At 39.9% G+C, this 20,544-nt stretch carries 16 protein-coding genes; 8 read left to right on the top strand and 8 right to left on the bottom strand.

From position 1 onward, the window contains the following. Window positions 1-581: 581 nt before the first annotated feature. The gene (locus ACZ5GY_RS06820) at window positions 582-1,328 is read left to right on the top strand and encodes a cyclase family protein (RefSeq protein ID WP_213701222.1); all 747 of its coding nucleotides are present in this window, start codon (window positions 582-584) and stop codon (window positions 1,326-1,328) included. Between the two features lie 88 nt (window positions 1,329-1,416). Here the strand turns inward: ACZ5GY_RS06820 and ACZ5GY_RS06815 are convergent, their stop codons facing one another. Continuing rightward, complete coding sequence (locus ACZ5GY_RS06815) at window positions 1,417-2,577, bottom strand: MFS transporter (RefSeq protein ID WP_464112113.1); 1,161 nt, start codon at window positions 2,575-2,577, stop codon at window positions 1,417-1,419. A 29-nt stretch (window positions 2,578-2,606) separates the two neighbouring features. Then, entirely contained in the window at window positions 2,607-3,782 is a 1,176-nt protein-coding gene (locus ACZ5GY_RS06810) for a MalY/PatB family protein (protein ID WP_464111692.1), read from the bottom strand. A gap of 315 nt (window positions 3,783-4,097) precedes the next feature. On the opposite strand from ACZ5GY_RS06810, the gene ACZ5GY_RS06805 reads away from it, so the two are divergent. Both ACZ5GY_RS06805 and ACZ5GY_RS06800 read left to right on the top strand, forming a co-directional pair. Next, on the top strand, window positions 4,098-4,967 hold the full coding sequence (locus ACZ5GY_RS06805; RefSeq protein ID WP_464111691.1) for a helix-turn-helix domain-containing protein: 870 nt from the start codon (window positions 4,098-4,100) through the stop codon (window positions 4,965-4,967). Next, the gene (locus ACZ5GY_RS06800) at window positions 4,964-5,815 is read left to right on the top strand and encodes an ATP-binding protein (protein ID WP_464111690.1); all 852 of its coding nucleotides are present in this window, start codon (window positions 4,964-4,966) and stop codon (window positions 5,813-5,815) included. The genes ACZ5GY_RS06805 and ACZ5GY_RS06800 overlap by 4 nt, the downstream gene beginning before the upstream one ends. A 22-nt stretch (window positions 5,816-5,837) precedes the next feature. On the opposite strand, the gene ACZ5GY_RS06795 is transcribed toward ACZ5GY_RS06800, so the two are convergent. The 4 genes from ACZ5GY_RS06795 to ACZ5GY_RS06780 all read right to left on the bottom strand — a co-directional run bounded on the left by ACZ5GY_RS06795 (window position 5,838) and on the right by ACZ5GY_RS06780 (window position 8,085). After that, window positions 5,838-6,284 carry a type II toxin-antitoxin system HicB family antitoxin gene (locus ACZ5GY_RS06795; protein WP_213699520.1) on the bottom strand — a complete coding sequence of 149 codons (447 nt, stop codon included), beginning with the start codon at window positions 6,282-6,284 and terminating at the stop codon, window positions 5,838-5,840. Window positions 6,285-6,314: 30 nt separating this feature from the next. Beyond that, the gene (locus tag ACZ5GY_RS06790; RefSeq protein WP_323401662.1) at window positions 6,315-6,515 is read right to left on the bottom strand and encodes a type II toxin-antitoxin system HicA family toxin; all 201 of its coding nucleotides are present in this window, start codon (window positions 6,513-6,515) and stop codon (window positions 6,315-6,317) included. Between the two features lie 37 nt (window positions 6,516-6,552). Continuing rightward, window positions 6,553-6,756, bottom strand: coding sequence for a hypothetical protein (locus ACZ5GY_RS06785; protein WP_323401683.1), 204 nt, complete (start codon window positions 6,754-6,756; stop codon window positions 6,553-6,555). Window positions 6,757-6,969: 213 nt separating this feature from the next. Then, window positions 6,970-8,085 carry an EVE domain-containing protein gene (locus ACZ5GY_RS06780; protein WP_464111689.1) on the bottom strand — a complete coding sequence of 372 codons (1,116 nt, stop codon included), beginning with the start codon at window positions 8,083-8,085 and terminating at the stop codon, window positions 6,970-6,972. Window positions 8,086-8,570: 485 nt separating this feature from the next. Here ACZ5GY_RS06780 and ACZ5GY_RS06775 point away from each other — a divergent pair, with 485 nt between their 5' ends. The 5 genes from ACZ5GY_RS06775 to ACZ5GY_RS06755 all read left to right on the top strand — a co-directional run bounded on the left by ACZ5GY_RS06775 (window position 8,571) and on the right by ACZ5GY_RS06755 (window position 16,964). Next, complete coding sequence (locus ACZ5GY_RS06775) at window positions 8,571-11,759, top strand: helicase-related protein (RefSeq protein WP_464111688.1); 3,189 nt, start codon at window positions 8,571-8,573, stop codon at window positions 11,757-11,759. Window positions 11,760-11,761: 2 nt separating this feature from the next. Continuing rightward, window positions 11,762-15,160 carry an Eco57I restriction-modification methylase domain-containing protein gene (locus ACZ5GY_RS06770; RefSeq protein ID WP_464111687.1) on the top strand — a complete coding sequence of 1,133 codons (3,399 nt, stop codon included), beginning with the start codon at window positions 11,762-11,764 and terminating at the stop codon, window positions 15,158-15,160. Then, the gene (locus ACZ5GY_RS06765) at window positions 15,157-15,855 is read left to right on the top strand and encodes a hypothetical protein (protein WP_213692053.1); all 699 of its coding nucleotides are present in this window, start codon (window positions 15,157-15,159) and stop codon (window positions 15,853-15,855) included. The genes ACZ5GY_RS06770 and ACZ5GY_RS06765 overlap by 4 nt, the downstream gene beginning before the upstream one ends. Then, window positions 15,856-16,341 carry a gamma-glutamylcyclotransferase family protein gene (locus ACZ5GY_RS06760; RefSeq protein ID WP_464111686.1) on the top strand — a complete coding sequence of 162 codons (486 nt, stop codon included), beginning with the start codon at window positions 15,856-15,858 and terminating at the stop codon, window positions 16,339-16,341. It abuts the gene before it with no gap. A 302-nt stretch (window positions 16,342-16,643) separates the two neighbouring features. Further along, the gene (locus ACZ5GY_RS06755; RefSeq protein ID WP_213699505.1) at window positions 16,644-16,964 is read left to right on the top strand and encodes a HigA family addiction module antitoxin; all 321 of its coding nucleotides are present in this window, start codon (window positions 16,644-16,646) and stop codon (window positions 16,962-16,964) included. Window positions 16,965-17,063: 99 nt separating this feature from the next. Here the strand turns inward: ACZ5GY_RS06755 and ACZ5GY_RS06750 are convergent, their stop codons facing one another. Together ACZ5GY_RS06750 and ACZ5GY_RS06745 are read right to left on the bottom strand one after the other, a co-directional pair. Further along, entirely contained in the window at window positions 17,064-19,502 is a 2,439-nt protein-coding gene (locus tag ACZ5GY_RS06750; protein WP_464111685.1) for an ATP-binding protein, read from the bottom strand. 148 nt (window positions 19,503-19,650) lie between these two features. Beyond that, a complete protein-coding gene (locus ACZ5GY_RS06745) occupies window positions 19,651-20,454 on the bottom strand; it encodes a potassium channel family protein (RefSeq protein ID WP_464111684.1) in 804 nt (267 codons plus the stop codon). Window positions 20,455-20,544: the final 90 nt, after the last annotated feature.

The following is a 20,544-nucleotide window of genomic DNA, read 5'->3' as shown; positions in this document are numbered from 1 at the left end:
TGATTACCCTGTTATGATAATAGCTCCAACAACAACTACACAAACACATTATTACGAAATAGGATCATCTTGATCAACGCACCCTCATGTACGTTTTAAACCAGAAGAAAATTTTGGCTTCTCTGCAGAATGTGTTCTTGATCTTGCTATAGAAAATATAGTAGCTGAACATATTCTTATGAAGGCAGAAAAAGATGGTCAAATAGAAATAAAAGGAAACCTTCCACATACAAAGCTTAGGGAAATCTATACGAAAATATGTGATTCACAGGGTTACTCTCCAATAGCGAAAAGGCAAATTCGTGATAACTTGAATAGAGCAGGCGTTACCGGTTTGCCTAAAGTTAAAAGACGAAAGAGGGGCAGATCTCGATAAGAGATTGTTCCTTTTTCTCTTTTCAAATTTTGCTGCTCGTATACGAGTAACAAATGAACTTCATTAGTTCGTTGACTTTTTTGTTAACTTCCCCTAATGTTTAATTGTAGAAAAAAACTGATAATTTCTTAACTTAATACTTTTTCGGAGTCGAAGACTGTTGATGTAAGCAACAACTTTTAAAAAGATTAAGGGGGATGTTGTCATGTTTACTGGTGTGAATTTGTGGGAGGTTCTTTCCAATCTCAAAAAGTGTAAATGGGTTGATCTGACTCACGAATTTGGAGGAGATACTCCTAGGTGGCCAGGTTTTGAACCTGAAAAGATCGAGACACTTTTCAATATAGAAGAACACGGTATTTTTGTTAATAAATTTGCTTTTCCTGGGCAGTATGGTACCCATATGGATGCCCCTGGCCATTTTGCTAAGGGAGGAAGACTTGTAGATAGCATCGAGCTTAAAGAAATGGTTTTGCCAATGGTCGTAATAGATTGCTCCGAAAAGGTACGAAAAAACATTGACTATGAAATGACGATTGAAGATATTGGGGAGTGGGAATCGAAATACGGAAAAATTCCCGAAGGTTCATTTGTTGCGATGAGGACAGATTGGAGTAAAAATTGGCCCGATCAAAATAAGTACTTAGGTAAAGACAGCGAAGGAAATGCCCATTCTCCAGGGTGGTCTCTTGAAGCTTTGAAATTTTTGTACGAAGAAAGAAAAATAAGTGCCAATGGACATGAACCATTCGATACGGATGCGTCGGTGACCCAGGTAAAATATGGATTCCAGGGAGAAAATTATATTCTTCATCAAGATACCTTTCAAATAGAAGTAATGACTAACCTTGACCAGGTTCCGCCAAAGGGAGCTATAATTTTTTGTATAGTGCCGAAAGCTAAAGAAGCTCCAGGGTTTCCAGTGCGTGCTTTCGCAATAGTAAACGAGTAAAGTTAAACAAAGGACAGAGGAAATACTATCCTCTGTCCTTCGTAGTATGACTATGTGTTTCATCTAGTTTTTGTCTTTTGCTATGTATCTATGCTTTTTGCCCTTTCCCCCATTTACACAGAATAATAAAGATATTAAGCAGGGGGAATAGAAGTATAAGTGAGAATGCAAACACAATACCTTGCAGGTCAGCTATCTTTCCAACAATGGCCATCGTAAGGCCGCTGAGGCCATACGCAACTCCCATCAGAAGAGATGTGGCCGTACTTTTTGATTCCGGAGCCAATTCCTGAGCCTGGGCAACGAGAATTGGAGACGAAGATATTAGTAAGGCGTTCCCTACAAGAAAAAGAACGAAGGCCTGCCAGCCTTCAAAGAATAATTCAGGAAAAATAAGTAAAGGGCAGGCTCCTTGGGCAAAAAGTAAAACCTTCTTGTTCCCGTATTTTAAAGCAGCCTTTCCGGCCAGAAGGGGAGATACAACTTTAGCTAACTGGAGAAGGAAAAGAGAAAATCCTACCTTTTCAATGCCTCCCCCCCGAAGAGCGATAAGAAGGGGAAATAAAAACTTTATTCCATGGTTGGTCATATCTCTAAAGAAAGTAACAGTCCAGATCGGCCAAATATCACTAAAAATATGTTTCGTGGTCTTAAGAAAATGACCTGACTGTTGTTTTTTAATCTTTTCTTTTATTTTATGTACCGATGGAACCAGTATCCAGAATAATATTCCTGTAATGGTTACTGGAACGACAGGAATCATGTTAAGTGGCCAATCATGGCAGTATTTAAAAAGAAATGTTGCATAAAGTGGACTAGCAGAACTTGCTAGAATTCCCACAGTACTAAAAAAAGCGAGCTGAAGAGGCAATTTTTCCAAACTTCCAATATATCCTATGGAGCCGTGCCCCTGAGGGTGGTAGACGGCACTGCCCAACCCCCATATCGACACAAGAATCAAAGTAACTCCGTAAGAAGGAGCCGAAGGAATGAGCGAGGCTCCAAGTGCTGTTAAAATTGGCCCCCAGACGATCATGACTGGACGGGATGTTATGTCTGAAACAAAACCCAAGAACGGCTGGAGAAACATGTTAAATAGTCCAGGCAAAGAAGTCAGTATCCCTGCTTGAGTTACAGAAAGTCCCAGCCTTTCTATCAAAAAGGGCAGAAAAGTCTGCAAAAAAGAGGTGTGCAGATCGTTAAAAAAATGTTGTAAATAAATGAGCGAAAGCTTTTTGTTAGCTGTCATCTTAAGATGTTTTATCAATATAATCTCCTCTATCTATTTTCAATGGCTGTTTTAATTCTGTTGAGTCCTTCGGTGATTGTGGATCTGGGAGCCGCTATGGTCATTCTGGCAAACCCCTCTGTTACTTTGCCGAATTCTGCTCCGTTGTTCATTCCAACGCCAGCTTTATGAACAAGAAATTTCTGAAGTTCCTCTGAAGATAATCCCAGTTCCCTGAAATCGATAAGGGGAACATATGTCCCTTCCGGTTTGATTAGTTTAATAGCGGGAATATTTTCTCTAAGAAACTCTCCGACGAAACGTAAATTTCCGCTGAGATACTCAATTAGTTCTTCTAGCCATTCTTCCCCAGTTGAATAGGCGGCGGCAATGGCTTCTGCTCCAAAGACTGTAACCCCGGCAAGGTGCATTCCAGAGATAAGGTCGTTGTATCTATCTCTAAGATCTTTATTGGGAATTACGACCACAGCAGAACGGAAGCCGGCAAGGTTAAACGTCTTACTGGGTGAAAAACTTGTTATGGTTCTTTCTTCTATATCTCGTGAGATGCTTGCTATTGGAATATGCTTATTGCCTTCGTATACAATGTCTGAATGAACATCGTCAGATACTATAGTGATGTTATTTTTAAGGCATATTTCAGCTATTTCCTCGAGCTCTCTCTTTTGCCATACTCGCCCTGAAGGATTGTGAGGGTTGCAGAGAAAAAGCATTTTTACCCTGGAATTCAGCTTAGCTTTCAGATCATCGAGATTCATGAAAAAGCGCCCGTTGTCGAGAACGAGAGGATTATCTGTTATCCTTCGGCCATTTTCTTCGATGATGTGATAGAAAGGGGCGTAGATTGGTGATTGGATAACAACCCGATCGCCTGGTCTTGTCATGGCAAGCATAGAAAAGACAAGAGAGGGAGTAACGCCTGGAGAGTGGCAAATCCATTCCTTTTTGATATCCCAACCATGGCGGCGAGACATCCAAGAAATAATGGCATCATAAAAATCATCAGGTCTGTTAGGGTATCCGAAAATTCCGTGATCGAGTCTTTTTTTCAGGCGTTCAATCACTTCAGGTGGGGCTTTAAAATCCATGTCGGCTTTCCAAAGAGCTAGAATATCAGGATCACCGAAAACCTTGCCGAGATTATCCCATTTTTGACAAGCTGTACCTCTACGTTCTATTACGTGATCAAAGTTGTATTTACCCATGTGTCTATTCTCCTATGTCAAATGTGTTTTTTCGCGAAGGGGTGCCCATTTTCATGCGTTGGCAGCGGTGAAACATGAGAATTCCCGAGAAGAGAGGTTCGCAAAACATTCTAATATCATGATACTACTTTCAAGAATGGAGTGCCAGTTAAGCGCTCATCCCGAAAACTCCAAATAGAGTCACCCCTTTCACGGTTAGATTTTTTTCACCCCAAAAACTTCAAAAATTTTTCACTTTTTGTTTTTTCAGCGTCACGAGCACACTTATATAGGTAGAGGGAGTCTATTTTTTATATCAGAAAGAGGGGAAGTTACATGACAGACCAAACACTTCTAAACGACACTCGTGATTTTTGGTGGACATGCGTAGACCTCTGCGTCATTCGTGACAAAGATCTTTCTCCTATCGACAAAACCGTCTACGCCGTTCTTTGCAGTTTCGCATCCGTAGGCGAGAGAAAATGTTTTCCCAAAGTGGCAAAAATTGCCGCATATGCGGGGTGCTCTGTTCGCTCCACTCAAGAGAGCCTGAAACGGTTGCAATCTAAAAAACACCTGAGGCGGAATCCTCGGTACAAAAATAAGCGCCAGCTTTCTTCGGAATATATCCTTATCGGCCACCGAGCTGGGGGCGCATCGTCTGCAAGGATGCACGACGTGCACCAGGGGGATGCAGCAAACGAAGTAGCGGAACTAGAATCACTTGAACTAGATACTTCTCTTTCAGAGAAGCGGGAGGAACCCGCGAAAGCACGCTTGAAACAAACAGACGTGGGAGCAGACTTGGAAGCGGACTTAGAAACGGCCTTAAAAGCGGTTCCTCAAGCAATGCGCGCGACGGTAGAGTATTTCTTGCTTAAGACTGGAAGAAAGAAAATCACTCTACGGGAACTTTCCGCAATCAGAGCCCTCGAAAAAATTCATGTCCCTGCACGGGTGAACCATGAGATCGCAAAGGCTGTGTCGCGATACGAAAAAAGGAAACGTCCGCTGCACATGCTCACACTCGAATACATTTACGAAAGCTTGAAATATCAGACTTCGGGGCGGAGGGGCCGATCTGAAACGCAAAGGGCTTTGAGATCTGACGACCCATACGAAAAACAGCGAACGTCTGATTTAAAAGAGTGGGAGGCCAGTCAGCAGAAGGCTCTGCTTGAAAAATACGGAGGTGAGTTGTCATGACAAACGGGGTTCTCTCGTACGTGCGGCGACTTTTCAAAAATCCATCAATAACGGAATCGGATTTATACGGTTCCATGGGAGATTTCATACAGGCTGAAGAGCAGCAACGATTCTGTGCCACGTGTCCGGGAATCGCACTGTGCAAATACAAAGGGCTCCGATGGTTAGTTTCAGCGAAAAAAATCTTCGGACGGAAAATAATTGTGGCCGAGTTGGGAAAGTGTGTGAACCGCGAGAGAAAGAGTCGGCAGCGGAAAATGGAACGGCTTATTCGGGCGAGCAAGATTCCAAAAGCCATGAAACGTTGTACTTTCGACACCTTCATAACGACCGGAGACCCCATGATCAGAACGGCGAAAGGGCTGGCAATGGCGAGTGTGGAAGACGGCGCCTCCATAATTCTGGGTGGAGGAACAGGTGTGGGGAAGACCCATCTTGCCATCGCCATGGTGCAAGAAGCTGTGAGTCGGGGCAGAGATGCCTTATTCGTGCCGGTGGTGGATTTGCTCGACGAAATTCGGTCAGGCTACGATGAAGGAACCGCAGACGCGATTCAAGAGGCAGTGAAGGAGGCGGATTGCGTGGCTCTCGACGATTTGGGGGCGCAGAGATCGACGAGTTGGGTGAGTGAGCGGCTTTTTTCTGTTATTGACGCGCGATACAGGTCGGGGAAGCAGACAGTCATAACAACAAATGCGTGCTCTATGTCGCAGCTTGAAAAGATGTTGGGAGAAAGGGGCGCGCGGATCGTTTCGCGATTGACGGAAATGGCGCAGCCCCTGTTTATTAAGGCCCGGGATTTCAGAACACGCAAAAATGTGCAGCAGCGCCTTCCTGTTGGGAAGTAGCGGCGGCGTGCATTTGTTTTAATCATGCAGCAGTGGGATCAGGATGTGAAGATGGGGTTTCAGCTTTAATATCTATACCGAGTTCTTGTGCGATTGCAACTTGAAGCATCAAACTATAATTTTTTATTCCCGCTTCTTTGGCGGCACGATCCATCCATGCAGGTATTGTAAGCGTCTTTTTTACGCTGTATTCTTTTACAGATGCGCGAATGAGTGGCATCCAAACATCAACAAGTACGCAGATTGTTCCTTTTTTCTGTGGCAAACTTTTAATAGATGACGGAGCGGGAATTGATTCGCCATCAACTTCCATGCCGTAGAGATGTAGTCCCAACGCTTCTTTTGCGCATTTGATAGCATTTGTTTCATCTTTGCCTACCGTAACACAGCCAGGCAAATCGGGAAATGTTACTCCCACTTGGTTTTCTTCATAGTGAAAAAGTGCTGGGTAAATATAGCGGTCTGCCATTGTCATATTCCTCCTCTGGGGCAGGAATCGTTACTTGAGTCGTATCCCTGCTTGTTTCTCAATGCTTTTTAGTAAGGCTCCTGAAATATCTTTTTCTGGATGTTTTACCGTAACTTTTCCTTTTTTATGAGGGTGTTTAAATTGGACGTGATCTCCAATGGAAGCAACTTTCTCCCATCCTTTTGCTTTCAGCATGGCAATGATTTCTCTTGACGATATCGTACGACCCAATCCACAGCCCCCTTTTTGATGTTTCTATTGTAGCTTTTTAATACGTATTGTCAATACGTATTAAAAAGCTAGTAGGGGCTTCCCTTGAAAGTGTGTTGTTGATTTTTGATGGATCTGCGGTTCCGATAGTGTCGGCAAGTGTAACGCCGTCCACTCCTATTTCAAAAACGGTATCTAAAATCTTTATTACGGCTTCAGGGTCAATGGCTCCTTCGAAGGGGCAATCAAAGTTGACATGTATATCAGTACGTGTCGATAGGTTGCAATCTATTTTAGTACGTTCTAATACGCACTAAAATGAGACATAACTTACTGTATTCTTGCCATTAATAGAGAAGCTGTGGTTCTGACATGAGAGGAAGCTAATTTAAGTTAAAGCCAAAATTTTACTATATTTATAACTCGAAATTTTAAAAATGGAAGTAACTATAATGATTCCTTCCCTTATTTTTAACTAAATTTCGTCTCCTTCACAGCTTATAGCAATTTTTTGTATAAAATTTGGTTTCATAACGTCAAGCATGCTTTTATGCTTATCAAATGTTTCTTTCAATGTGGAATAAGGAATAAATTTGCATATTTTCGGGAGCGGTTTCTTCAATTTTGCAAAAGTAGGCCTCATGATTTCCTCGAAAACCTTATCTTGCCTTTCATCTGGCGCGACCAAAAAAAGCTTTATATTGATATTAGGTTGCATGCATATAAGATCTGACATTCTCAGCAAGCCTGAATAAATGGACGTTGTATGTTCCACTTCAAAAGCAGCCTCAATAGAATCTCCTTGAAGCCATAGAACATCAATTAGCTGAATTGTTCTATTGGTGGCATCATCAAACTGATTAGGCAACTCGGTTCGCATACCTTTTATATCCTTAAAGAGTTTTCCGTTGAACTCTTTGTTTTTATCATTTCGTGCTACCCACACATCTAAACCAAGCCTAGAACCAATCTCAAGAAGCAACCATTGAATTTGTTCGTGGGTAACGGTGTTTCCCTCAGGTTTTTGAATATTCTTCAACTCGGGCGAATGAGTCTCTTCATTGTTTTCTGTTTCTGGAATAGTTACAATACCGTTCTTTGTTTCATATGTTTTAGGTGTTCTAAAATATTTCTTTTTATCAAAATCCCTAGATACAGGATTATCCTTTGCTTTAATGATTTCTTTGATTATTAATTCGCCATCGTGCGGATGAAATTTTTGTGGTGAACCTCTAAGGAATCCACCCCAGGCACTTGATGACGTCAGCTTTTCGTAATTGAGATGCTCTATTAAGTTACGTGGAACAGCCGCTTCGGGAGTAAGTTTATGAACTACTTTGACATTGAATCGAACGGGGAATAGTTGATTTTCCCATATAGGTTTATTGTCAATAAAAACCTCTGACATTACTTCCAAAACTCCAATAAATCTTTGGACGCCAGTTATATAGCAGATAAAGTAATCTCCAGCTTTGACCCTTTTGCATGTTGTTTTACGTGTTTCTCTGAAACCAGAGACGTTAGCCCCGGCCTTAAGAAACTCTTCCCAAGTTTTTCCAGTAAATGAATCTAACCAATACGATCTCCCCATATGAATCGCCTTCCTTAAAATAAACTGCATTAGGAAAATGTATCTTTCACTTAAAATATTAAGTTAATTTAAACAAATAAGCAAGGAAACTCTAGATAATTTGAAAATCTAACGTTTTTTGCTGTTTTTTAATCGGATGCGAGTTTGGTGTAAAGATCTATTTTGTATAGCAACTTTCATTAATATTGCATGGTTTTGTGCCACAATGATGTTGTATAAACGATACCGAAAAATTAAATTATATTTAATAAAGCAATATAAGATTAAAGGGCCTGATGTTTTTAGGGATTTTATATTCAGGACCAGTTCTATATGCAAAAAGGTGATACAATTTTATCTGTTTTAATAGTGTAATAAATTTATGTAGTTATTAACATCACTTCTAAGTTTGAGAAAATTTATTTCTAAGTATGTTTTTCCTTAATCTGAACAACATACTTTCTTTTTTTTATTTTATATATTTACGAAAACAGAGGGGAGTAGGAATGGATTCTGACCTTTCTTTTATAACAAATGAAAAGGATCAAAGCTTAAAAGAGCGATTTAAAACGTTGATTAAAAGTACAGATTTCTTCGATTGCTTAGTTGGCTACTTTTATTCAAGTGGTTTTTATGCAATTTATCCTTCTTTGGAAAGTACGCAGAAAATAAGAATTCTGATCGGTATCAATACAAATAGGCAAGCTTTTGACATGATGGAAGAAGCGAATAAATCAACACAACGATTATTAAATTTCTCACACGCTGAAACAAAACAAAAATTTGAAAATCTCGTACAAAAAGAAATGAACGAATGTCAAGATAATAGAAATGTAGAAGAGGGAGTATATAAATTTATAGAGTGGATTAAGACAGGGCAACTTGAGATTAGAGCATACCCATCACAAAATATCCATGCAAAACTCTATATAATGACATTCAAAGAAGACGATAGGGATACGGGACGTGTAATTACAGGTTCGAGTAACTTCACACAAGCAGGATTAGTCGATAATTTAGAATTTAACATAGAACTCAAAAACAGAAGCGATTACGATTTTGCGAAAAACAAGTTTGATCAATTATGGGCTGATTCTGTTGATGTCAGCGAAAAATATGTTCAAACTGTTCAAAATAAAACGTGGTTGACTAAAAACATTACACCTTATCAATTGTATCTAAAGTTTCTTTACGAATATTTTAAAGATGAACTCAATCAAACTGACGAAGTCTTTGTGAAGTATATACCAGAAGGATTTAAAAGACTCGAATACCAAGAGCAAGCTGTTTTGAATGCCAAAAAAATTTTGTTGCAATATGGAGGCGTTTTTATCTCCGATGTAGTAGGTCTTGGTAAAACATATATTTCTGCCATGCTTGCAGGGCAATTAGATGGCAGAACTCTTGTTATTGCCCCTCCTGTACTTATAGAAAAATCCAACCCTGGGTCGTGGCCCAATGTCTTTTCTGATTTTAAGGTATCTGCCGATTACGAATCGATAGGGAAACTAGACGATTTGCTTAAGAGAGGTACAGATAAATATACAAATATTATTATAGATGAGGCTCATCGTTTTAGAACTGAGGCAACTCCGACATATGAAAAACTTGCCGAAATTTGCCGAGGAAAAAGAGTTATTTTAGTTACAGCAACCCCTTACAATAATTCTCCTAAAGACATACTCAGCTTACTAAAGCTATTTCAGAAAACAAAGAAAAGTACGATTCCAAACGTACCTGATTTGGAAGCATTCTTTAATAATCTTGATAAGAAATTGAAAAAATTGGATCGAAAAGAAGATTATGACGAATATATAGAAACAGTAAAAGAGAATGCTCGGGAAATACGAGACAAAGTTTTGAAGTATCTCATGGTTCGTCGTACACGAACAGAAATAGTAAATTACTTCCCTCGGGATATAGAACAACAAGGGCTGAAATTCCCTAAAGTGTCCAAGCCGGAGCCTCTCTTTTATGAACTTGACGAGAAAGAAGACAAAGTCTTTAATGAAACTATAAATCTGATTGCCAATCAATTTAGATACGCTCGATATATGCCCTTACTTTATTACAAAGGTAAACTTAGTCATCTAGAGAAGCAATCTCAGCGTAATATGGGACGTTTTATGAAAATTCTTCTAGTTAAACGTTTGGAAAGTAGCTTTTTTGCTTTTCGAAATACTGGACAGCGGTTTCTTGATTCTTATGAGATGTTCTTGAGAGAGTTAAACAATGGTCATGTATTTGTTAGCAAAAAACATATAAACAAGATTTTTGAGCTATTAGAAAAAGACGATGATATAGCTATCCAGAAATTGATCGATGAAGGCAAGGCAGATGAATACGACAGTAAAATGTTTAGCGAGCAACTTACAGTAGATTTAGAGCATGATCGCGATATTCTTATAAGAATTAAAAAATTGTGGGAACAGATAGATAGAGATCCGAAGCTTTTGAAATTTAAAGAAGAATTATCAACAAATAAAGTTTTGCAAAAAAACCATCTTATCATTTTCACAGAATCTAAAGAAACAGCTAACTATCTGTATGAAAATCTTAATGAAGAATATTCTGGAGAAATTCTTTTATTTACCGGTGATTCTGGGGAAAACGTTCGAGATAAAGTAATAGCGAATTTTGACGCTCGTGCCCGTGTTAGAAAAGATGATTATCGTATATTGATATCGACAGAGGTCCTCTCTGAGGGTGTCAATTTACATAGGTCGAACGTTGTTATTAATTATGATATTCCTTGGAATCCAACGCGAATGATGCAGAGAGTTGGCCGAATTAATAGGGTTGATACCCCCTTTAACTCTATCTACACTTTTAATTTTTTCCCTACAACGCAATCTAACGACCAAATCAAGCTCAAAGAAGCTGCGGAAGGCAAAATTAATGCTTTCTTGACACTCCTTGGCGGTGATGCAGAACTTTTAACTGAAGGTGAGCCTGTAGGATCCCATGAGTTGTTTGACCGCTTAACCTCGTCGAAAACTTTGGAGGGCGAAGAGGAAAATGAAGAAAGTGAACTTAAATATCTGCAAGTTATTCGCGAAATCAGAGAAGGATCCCCTGACCTTTTTGAAAAGATAAAGCACCTGCCTAAAAAAGCTCGCACTGCAAAGCGAAATGCCGAATTTGATAGATCTCTTATAACTTATTTTTGTCGAGGAAAATTGCAGAAATTTTTTGTTTCTCGAGATAAAGAAGAAGCTAGGGAATTAGATTTTATGGCAGCAGCTAAATTGTTAGAAAGCACTCCAGATGAAAAAAAGAAGGATATTCCACGTGATATTTATGATTTGCTAGATAAAAACAAAACTGCTTTTGTTGCAGCTACAACAGATGAGGTTATTAAGCCACAGAGCAGGGGAAGAGATAATTCAACTAAAATTATTCAAGTATTAAAAGCGACGTTGCATAGTACTCAAAGATTTACTGAAGATCAAGAAGCTTACATTGCAAGAATAATTACACAATTAGCAGAAGGTGGCTTACCTAAACAAACTATAAAAAATACATGGAAGGCATTACAGAATCTGAAAAACGAAAGCCTAAATCCATTTAAAGTTTTGGCGGTACTTCAGTCTAATATTTCTGAACGATTGCTTGAGAGTCATTATGCAGAAGATAAATCTACTGTTCTGGGGAAACGGGAAGTAATATTGTCTTTATACTTGGCAGGTGAATAAACGTGAATAACGAACAAGCTCGAGAAATTCTAAAAACAACGTTTGAAAATGCGTTTAACAAAGATAATTTTATAGTTTTTATCAAAAATCTTCTAAATAGAATAGAGGAAGCTCCTTTTACTTATCAAGGTAATTATATTCCTGACGCCTATAAACAATACATCAAAAAATTTGAACGAATAGGCAAATATAGTGATGGAAAACATAGTATCGACATTCTTGTTGTTACTTTAAAGAAAGATACTTCCTTAGAACGCGCTAGGACAATGCAACGTAATTTTATTGCGTGGTATCTGAACGGAAGCAGAGGTGACAGCCTAAAAGATGCAGCCTTAGTTGCCTACGTTTCTCCAGACGAAGAAGATTGGCGCTTTTCTTTGGTAAAGATGGATTATAAATTTGAACAAACACTTTCTGGAAGCATAAGGATAAAAGAGGAAATTACTCCAGCCAAACGTTGGTCATTCCTTGTAGGTGCTAATGAAAAAAGTCATACAATACAGAGCAGACTTATAGATATATTAGATGATGATGAACATAATGCCACTCTTCAAGAGTTGGAAAACGCTTTTGATATAGAGACAGTAACAGAAGAATTTTTTATTAAATATCGTGATCTTTTTATTCGAACGAAAGAAGAACTTGATCGAGTTGTAAGAGAAGAAGAGCAAGTTGAATCAAATTTTGAAGCTCATGGCATTGATACAGTAAATTTTGCAAAAAAATTGCTAGGCCAAATTACTTTTTTATATTTCTTGCAAAAAAAAGGATGGTTCGGAGTTCCTCGGGATGAAAACTGGGGAACTGGTTCGAAACACTTTCTGCGCGAATTATTTAATAAAAAACATGGGAACTATGAAAACTTTTTTAATGAAATATTAGAACCTCTTTTCTATGAAGCATTGCGTATCGATCGAGGACACTCTGATGATTATTATAGCAATTTTAATTGTAAAATTCCCTTTCTTAATGGCGGTTTATTTGACCCTATAGGTGGTTATGACTGGATACATGTTGATATAAAACTCTCAAATGCACTTTTTTCAAACGACAATGTAACGAGGGAAGGAGACATTGGTAATGGCATTTTAGATATCTTCGATCGCTTTAACTTTACAGTTAGAGAAGATGAGCCATTAGAAAAAGAAGTAGCTATTGATCCGGAATTATTGGGTAAGACTTATGAAAAATTTAATGCTATTCGGCCAGATAACTTTGATGAGTTCAGAAAAACATTGGATAACGGCAAAAAGGGTGAAGAATCTAAGTTTAATAAAAAGTTTGGTGTCTATTATACACCTCGTGAAATTGTCCATTACATGTGCCAACAAAGTCTCATTAATTATCTTTATACAGAATTGAACGAAAATAATTCTTCTAGTCAAGAAATACGCGGAACCCAGATGAATGCTTTGGGAAACCAGCAATTGGATTTAAATGTTGATGGAGTCGTAATGCCTCAAATAAACAAAGAGGAGATTGAAACCCTTATTTATATTGGTGAACAGGTTACGGAAAATGAAGCTCGTGTTGTGAATGAAGGTAGAGAAACGCGCACTTACTCATATAAAATTCCCCAAATTATTCGTGATAACGCTGACCTGATCGATCAAAAACTTGCGGATATTACAGTGTGTGATCCAGCGGTGGGTTCAGGAGCTTTTCCTGTTGGAATGATGAATGAGATTGTTAGAACACGAAATGTACTCTCTACGTTCATTCAAGAAGGCTCTCGCACAAAATACAACTTCAAGCGCCGCTGTATTGAACATTCTCTCTATGGCGTAGACATTGATCCAGGCGCCGTTGAGATAGCTAAATTGCGTCTCTGGCTCTCTCTCATTGTGGATGAGGATAATATGGATGATATCAAACCTCTTCCTAACCTTGACTATAAGATTGTTTGTGGGGATTCTTTATTAGCCTATCCATACACACCAATAGGACTTGAAAAAGTAGAAAAGCTAAAAGAACAATTTTTTGGTGAAGTTGACCCGAGGAAAAAACAGGAATTACGCAATCAAATAGATGAAGGTATCTTGGGGCTCTTTAAAAATACTCCTCGAAGCCTTGGCTATCTAGTTACAATGGATTATAAAATTAATTTCTCTGAAATCTTTAGTCGAAACGGAGGATTTGATGTTGTAATTGCCAACCCTCCTTATATTCAACTCCAAAAATTACGAGGTAACTCGTTACAAAAAGCCTATAAAAATCAAAACTTTGAAGTTCATGATTCCAATGGTGACATATACTGTCTTTTCTATGAAAAAGGTATGGATATACTTAAAAAAAGGGGACACCTGGTTTTTATCACTTCCAACAAATGGATGCGTGCTGCCTATGGGGAAAAAATCCGACGATTTTTGGGAGAATACAACCCGTTGCAATTAATAGATTTGGGTCCGGATATTTTTAAATCGGCAACAGTAGATACAAATATTTTGGTGATTCAAAAAGGTGAAAATAAAAATTGTTTGCAAGCAGTAACTCTTTCCTGTAAAGATAACTCACATCTTAATATTTTGTCAGCTTTACAAAGAAATGGTGTGACGTTAAAGAACCTTAGCGAGGATACATGGTTTATAGGTAGTAACGCAGAGCTAAAGCTAAGAGAAAAAATTGAAAGATTAGGTACACCTTTAAAGGAATGGGATGTAAAAATTAACTATGGCATAAAAACTGGTCTTAACGAAGCTTTTATTATCGATACGGCTACCCGTGATCGGCTTGTTGCAGAAGATTCCAAGAGTGCAGAAATACTAAAGCCGATATTAAGGGGAAGAGATATTAAACGGTATAGTTATGAATGGGCCGGGAAATGGCTAATAGCTACAGACTTTGATATAGATGTACCTAACTTATATCCTGCAATTTTCAATCACCTTTTAGGATTTGAAGAAAAAGCTCGTAAACGTGATGATCAAGGTAAAAATTGGTGGAATTTGCGCGCTTGTGCTTACTATCCAGAATTTGAAAAAGAAAAGATTGTGTGGAAAAGGATTGGTTCCGTGTTGCGGTTTGGTTATGATGTTAACAACATATATGCACAAGATAGTGCATGTATTATGACTGGTTCTAATTTAAAATTTCTCTGCGCTTATATTAATAGTACACTTGGAAACCAGTTATTGTTTAATAAAGCTCCTAAAACAGGAACAGGGGATGTTATTGTTAGCGTACAGGCTCTTGATCTTCTACCAGTTCCCCCACGAACAGCTAAAAATATTCAAGTCATTGATGAAATTGAAGTTTTATTTATTCAAATATTGACACACAAAGAACGGGACTCCAATTCAGATGTAAGTCTTTTGGAAAAACAAATTGATCAGCTTGTTTATCAGCTCTACGATCTTACTTCTGAAGAAATAGCCATAGTTGAAAGGGGGAACATGAAATGAGCAAAGATTCAATTAGTGAGGTTGTGGTAGAAAAAAGGCTTTTTGACAATGTTTCGAAAGACTTGTATCCAATAAGTTTAGCTAAAAATTGTACAATTAAAGAGTTTATAGATCACTATAATGAGCGAAATAAAGATAAACTTGTTAGTTTTATTAGGAATCGTTTTATGGAACGGTTTATTATTCCAATGGATATGGAAATGAACGAAGACTTCAAAAACGATTGCAAAAGCGATTGCAAAAGCGACTTCTTATTAAATAAATATCGTCCTCTAAAACATGGTTTTTGTACTATGGCAATTTGTTGTTTGATGATCGAAGCCCTTCAAAGTTTTCGAAAAGGATTGCCAGATACTAGGGGGCAGACTAGAGATGTCTTTCTAGATTTCTTTAAAGAAAACAAAGACTTTCAGCTTAACAATGATTGTCTTCGTGAAAGTTTTTATGAAGGAGTGCGATGTGGCATTTTACACCAAGCAGAAACAACGGACGGATGGAAGATTTGTCGTGACGGCGAATTAATATCCGTTGAGGGAAAAAAAATTAACGCAACAAAATTTTTATGGGAGATGAGGAAAGTCTTGGAAAATTACTGCGAAGATCTAAAGAGATCTGAGTGGAATGAAAAGAGAGGACTTTGGCATAATTTCCTTAAAAAAATGGAGGTAATAATAAAGAATTGTGAGGGTAAATAAATGATTGTTTACTTTGCGTATGGCTCCAATTTGGATAAAGAACAAATGCAAAATCGTTGCCCTTCTTCTTGCTTTTTATGCAAAGCTCTTTTAGAAAACTACAAACTAGCATTTACGCGGAAATCTACTAAACGGGGTGGTGGAGTTGCAGATATAGTTGAATCGGTGGGGTCAAGAGTTTGGGGCGTAGTATACCAGTTAGATGAAAGAGAATTAGAGTCACTTGATAAACGTGAAGGGTATGATCCAAATAGGAAAAAGAATATGGAAAAGAATTGTTACATCAGAAAAGAATTAACAGTTTGTATGGATGGATATGAAAGAAAACAAATAATGGCTTATGCCTATCAGGTTCAGGAACCTTCCTCTTCTCATATTCCACCAAGTAGAAAGTACTTGAATCAAATTATTTCAGCTGCTGAATTTTGGGGTATAGATCCTGAATATATTGAAGAATTAAAATCAATTAGCGTTTCTTGTGACTGAAAAGAATAAAGTTATATATAGTTAAATTTTCTAATATGCGATAGAGAGTTACTTCATGTCTACGACTTCCTTTTTTACCCATTTTATCGATGCTATGTGGCGGAGTCTTGCCATCACTAACATGATATCTGAATTCTTGCCCGAGAAACTTTCGCCCCTCGTGTCTTTCTCTGAATTTTGCGGTTGATGAACCTAGAGAGGTGTTGGCTCTTACACTTCTTCAGTTCTGATAGAAATATATGAAAGATATTGTACGTTATCATATATATACATAAGCATTAGAAAAAAGGTGATCCCTCACTATGAGTAATAGAAAAGAAAAAAATATGTGCAAAATAGAATACGACAATATATTGGCTTTCCACCCAGGTTTTTATCTCAAAGAACTCATTGAAGATATGGAAATTACACAGGATGAATTTGCGAAACGTCTGGACATCTCTTCAAAACATTTAAGTGAGATTTTGTCGGGTAAAGCGTCTGTGCATGAAGACGTAGCAATGAAACTAGCAACTGTGTTGGGAACTAGTGCCGGTTTATGGCTCAATTTGCAAGCAAAATACAATGAGAAATGTGAAGTTATACGATCTGATCGAGCAGAATTGACGTCGCCCCAAATATAGGCATCTTTTCCCTCCTCGTTGGCAAGAACTCTAAGCCGCCGGCAGTAATGGCAGGTGGGCGAACCCGACCTGCACAGCCTCTATACGTTTCGTTTTTCGTCACTCTCCAATTCTCACCGGAATCCACGCAAGGCCAAAGGCTTTGATGTTAATGTCCGTATTCTTAGGGCGCACCAGAGATTCCCGCGTCGCCTCTTTATATTTCTCGATACCTCTCGTGAGAATATCCATCTCTTCGTTCAGTTGTGCTTCAAGGTCTGTCATTTGATTTTGTAAAAAGTAGAACCTCTCTTCAGCCCTTGCTACATCCATCTTTTCTTTTTTGAGTCGTCCCGCTTTGGAAAGGGCAGATCCCATTCGATAGGTGGATGTCGCCGTGAGGCTTTTTCTGCCGAACAATGCGCTTGCTATAGCCGATCCGAAAGATATGACTGTCTCCATATTTCGGTGTTTTGCCTGTTCGCTTTCTCGTTCGATGGCCTGTTCCGCCGCGATGAGTTGCTTTTGTAGAGTTGCCATTTTGCTGTCGTATTTTTTCCGTAGTTTTTCGATTTCAATATCCCTTTTTTCTCGCAATGCTTCGTCAATTCGTATGGCAAAGTCGGCTTCACTTTCTTCAGGCAGGCTGGCTATTTTCAAAGGTTGATTCTTATAGATGATGAGAGGTTTGTTCTGTCTGATCCATCGTTGAAAGGCTTTTCCCCATGTAGTGTAATTGTGTGGCTCAGCCAGAGCTTTGGGGAGTTCGAGAAAAGGTATGCCATCAGCGGCCGTTGTCCGTAGCTCTTCTGGAGCGATGTCGAGGTCGAAACCCCTTTCCCAATCAGGGTCGAAGGTGCCAGGTGCTTCCGCCCCCAGTGTGTAAGTTATGTGAGTGTCGATTTCGAGGCTGGTGCTGGAGTAGTAGATGTCGCCGATTCCTAGAATAAAGGGTTTATATGCCCAGGAACCGAGCCCCGTCGCAGTATCAACGAAGAATTCTGGAATATCGGGCGATATGGCTGGTTTGACTGACGCTAGTGATATTGCCGGCGCTGCTGGCTCTGTCGGTGTCGCGGCAGGTCTCACCAGCGCTTCTTCAGCCGCCGTTAACGTTTCCAGCCCTGGCTCTGTCAGTGCCGCCGGCCTCGGTACCCATTCTCCCATCAGTGTTTTAATCTGCTCCCGTGACAGGGGCCCTCGCAGATACGACATGGCCCAGCGGCTCGTAAAGATCGACGGGCTGTTTTCATGAATGTTATTGAGAAGGAACTCTCTTTTTTTCAGCCCTGTTATGGCCTTGTCGAGGAATTCCCGATCGAACCCCGATATACTTTCGAGTCGTTCCATTCCTTCGAGAACGCGGTCTTTGTCCCGTTGTGTTTGAAGTCGGCCGATAAACCACGTTCCAATATTTGAAAGTCCCTTGTAGTCCAGATCCACGGGGTTTTGTGTAGCTAAAACGACTCCAATTCCGAAGGCTCTCGCCTGTTTCAACAACGTCAAAAGTGGTTTCTTCGAAGCGGGTTCTTTCACTGGAGGCATATAGCCGAACACCTCATCTATATAGAGGATGGCCCGAAGGCTGGGCGTTCCCGTCTGACTCCTCATCCAGCCTACGATTTCGTTGAGCAGCATAGAGACAAAAAACATCCTTTCGTTCTCTGAAAGGTGTGAGATCGTGAAAATAGATGCTCGCGGTTTTCCTGTCGCAGTATGAAGAAAGCGACCTATGTCTAGGGGGTCTCCTGTCATCCACTGATTGAAAGCGGGAGACGCAAGAATCTGGTTGAGGGCCAGGGCGAGCTTGAAACGTTCGTTTGGCGGGTAAAAGGTGTCTGTAGGCATAATGCCAATATGGTCGAAAGGAGGAGTCTGTACGCCGTTTATAATGGATGGAAGGTCGATATCATGCCCTTTTTGCCAACTTTCTTCGAATATCTTCGAAATCAGCAGGTGTTCCCTTCCGGAAATGGGGTCAGATTCAATGTTCAGAAGAGAGAGGAGCGTTGTTGTGGTGCTTTGAACCTTCTCCAGAAAGAGGTCGCGGTCGTTTCTCACTTTTTCAGAAGGGCATCTGAAGGAACCGAGCACGTTCACTTTCACTCCTGCATTGCTTCCTGGAGTGTAGATGGTGAAATCGATGGATTCACGCATCTTTCTGATTCTTGCTCCGTTAATTCCCCAGCTTGCGAGTCCCTTCGTCCATTTTTCAGCCTCTTTTAACGCATAGTCCGAGACAGAAAGTCCCTCGGCTGTGGCGTCTTCTCTGTTGATCCATGGAAGAAAATCTTCGCCCTTTTGCTCTGGGAAAGAGAGAAGGAGGTTGGTGATGTCTCCTTTGGGGTCGATGGCGAGAATTGGAATGTTATCCATGAGGGCTTCTTCAAGAAGAGCCATGCCCAGCCCCGTTTTGCCGCTTCCCGTCATACCGATGATCATTCCGTGGGTTGTGAGGTCTTTGGAATCGTAGAGTACAAGCGTGTCACTCTTTTTCCCTGTCGCGGGATCTATCTCTTTACCCAGGTAAAACTTCCCCATGAGTTCGAAGTTTTCCATCATCATTCCTCCTTGCTGCTAGCATTCTCGACTGTACTGTTAAAATAAAACGTGCCGCGTGGCGTCGCTGATTTACTTCGCTACCATGCCGCTATGCTGCTTTCCAGCTTCACAGCACGCCACCGTATTCATAGTGTCGCTAAGCCGTTTATTTTTCACCGCCCGCGCTTTCCTCAGATTTCAAACTGACAAGAACACGGCAAATATCTTGCACCTCTGGCAGCGTGAGGTTGTCGAATTTTTCAAGCCGTGATAGGGCGAGTGTGACAAATTCCTGCTTGGAATTTCGCTCTTCTTCCTGTTCGGGTGAGATAAAGTAAGAGGCGATGGTTCCTGTAAGAATGCTGATAAAGCCTATGCCCACCAACATGAGAATCGTTGCGATAATACGTCCTCCCATTGTTGTCGGGGCGATGTCTCCATATCCGACTGTTGTTGCCGTAACGAACGACCACCAGAGAGCATCGTAAAAATCCATGTTTTCAAAGTTGCGAATAGCGACGGCCCCCAATATGACCACAGAGGCCGTAATAAAAAGAACGTACTGGAAGTGATGATATTTGAGAAAGCGGGAAAGATAGTTATGTGTTCTTCCAAAGTAGGCAATGAGCCTTACAAATCGCACCGAATGAGGCGATAAGGAAATCCGCACAAACCTGAAGAGGCGAAAGGCTCGAATTCCTTTAAAGAGGGCGTTGAAGGGAAGGATCGCTACAAGCTCTATAATGTGGTTTTTGACGTAGACTTTTCTGTCGCGCGAGAAAACGAGATGATAAAAATAGTCGCTGGCAAAAATTCCCCAGATCAGAAAATCAATGCCGTCGAGCACTTGCTCTTGGTCGAGAGAAATTTCCGCACGTTCCTGAATAATAAGCAAAGCGACAGAGAGAATGGCCAGTACGCCGAGAGAAATTTCGTAAAGGGATACACCTTTCAACCTGTTGGTATTCATGATAAGCAGCCGCCTTTATACATTTCTTTGTACATCATAATTTCCAACACCTCGACTTATTTTTTGCATGTTTCCGGCATGGTAGAACCG

It is taken from the genome of Aminobacterium thunnarium, from assembly GCF_055390565.1.
The sequence above is the reverse complement of the archived record's forward strand: the minus strand, read 5'-3'. Positions and strand labels throughout refer to the sequence as shown.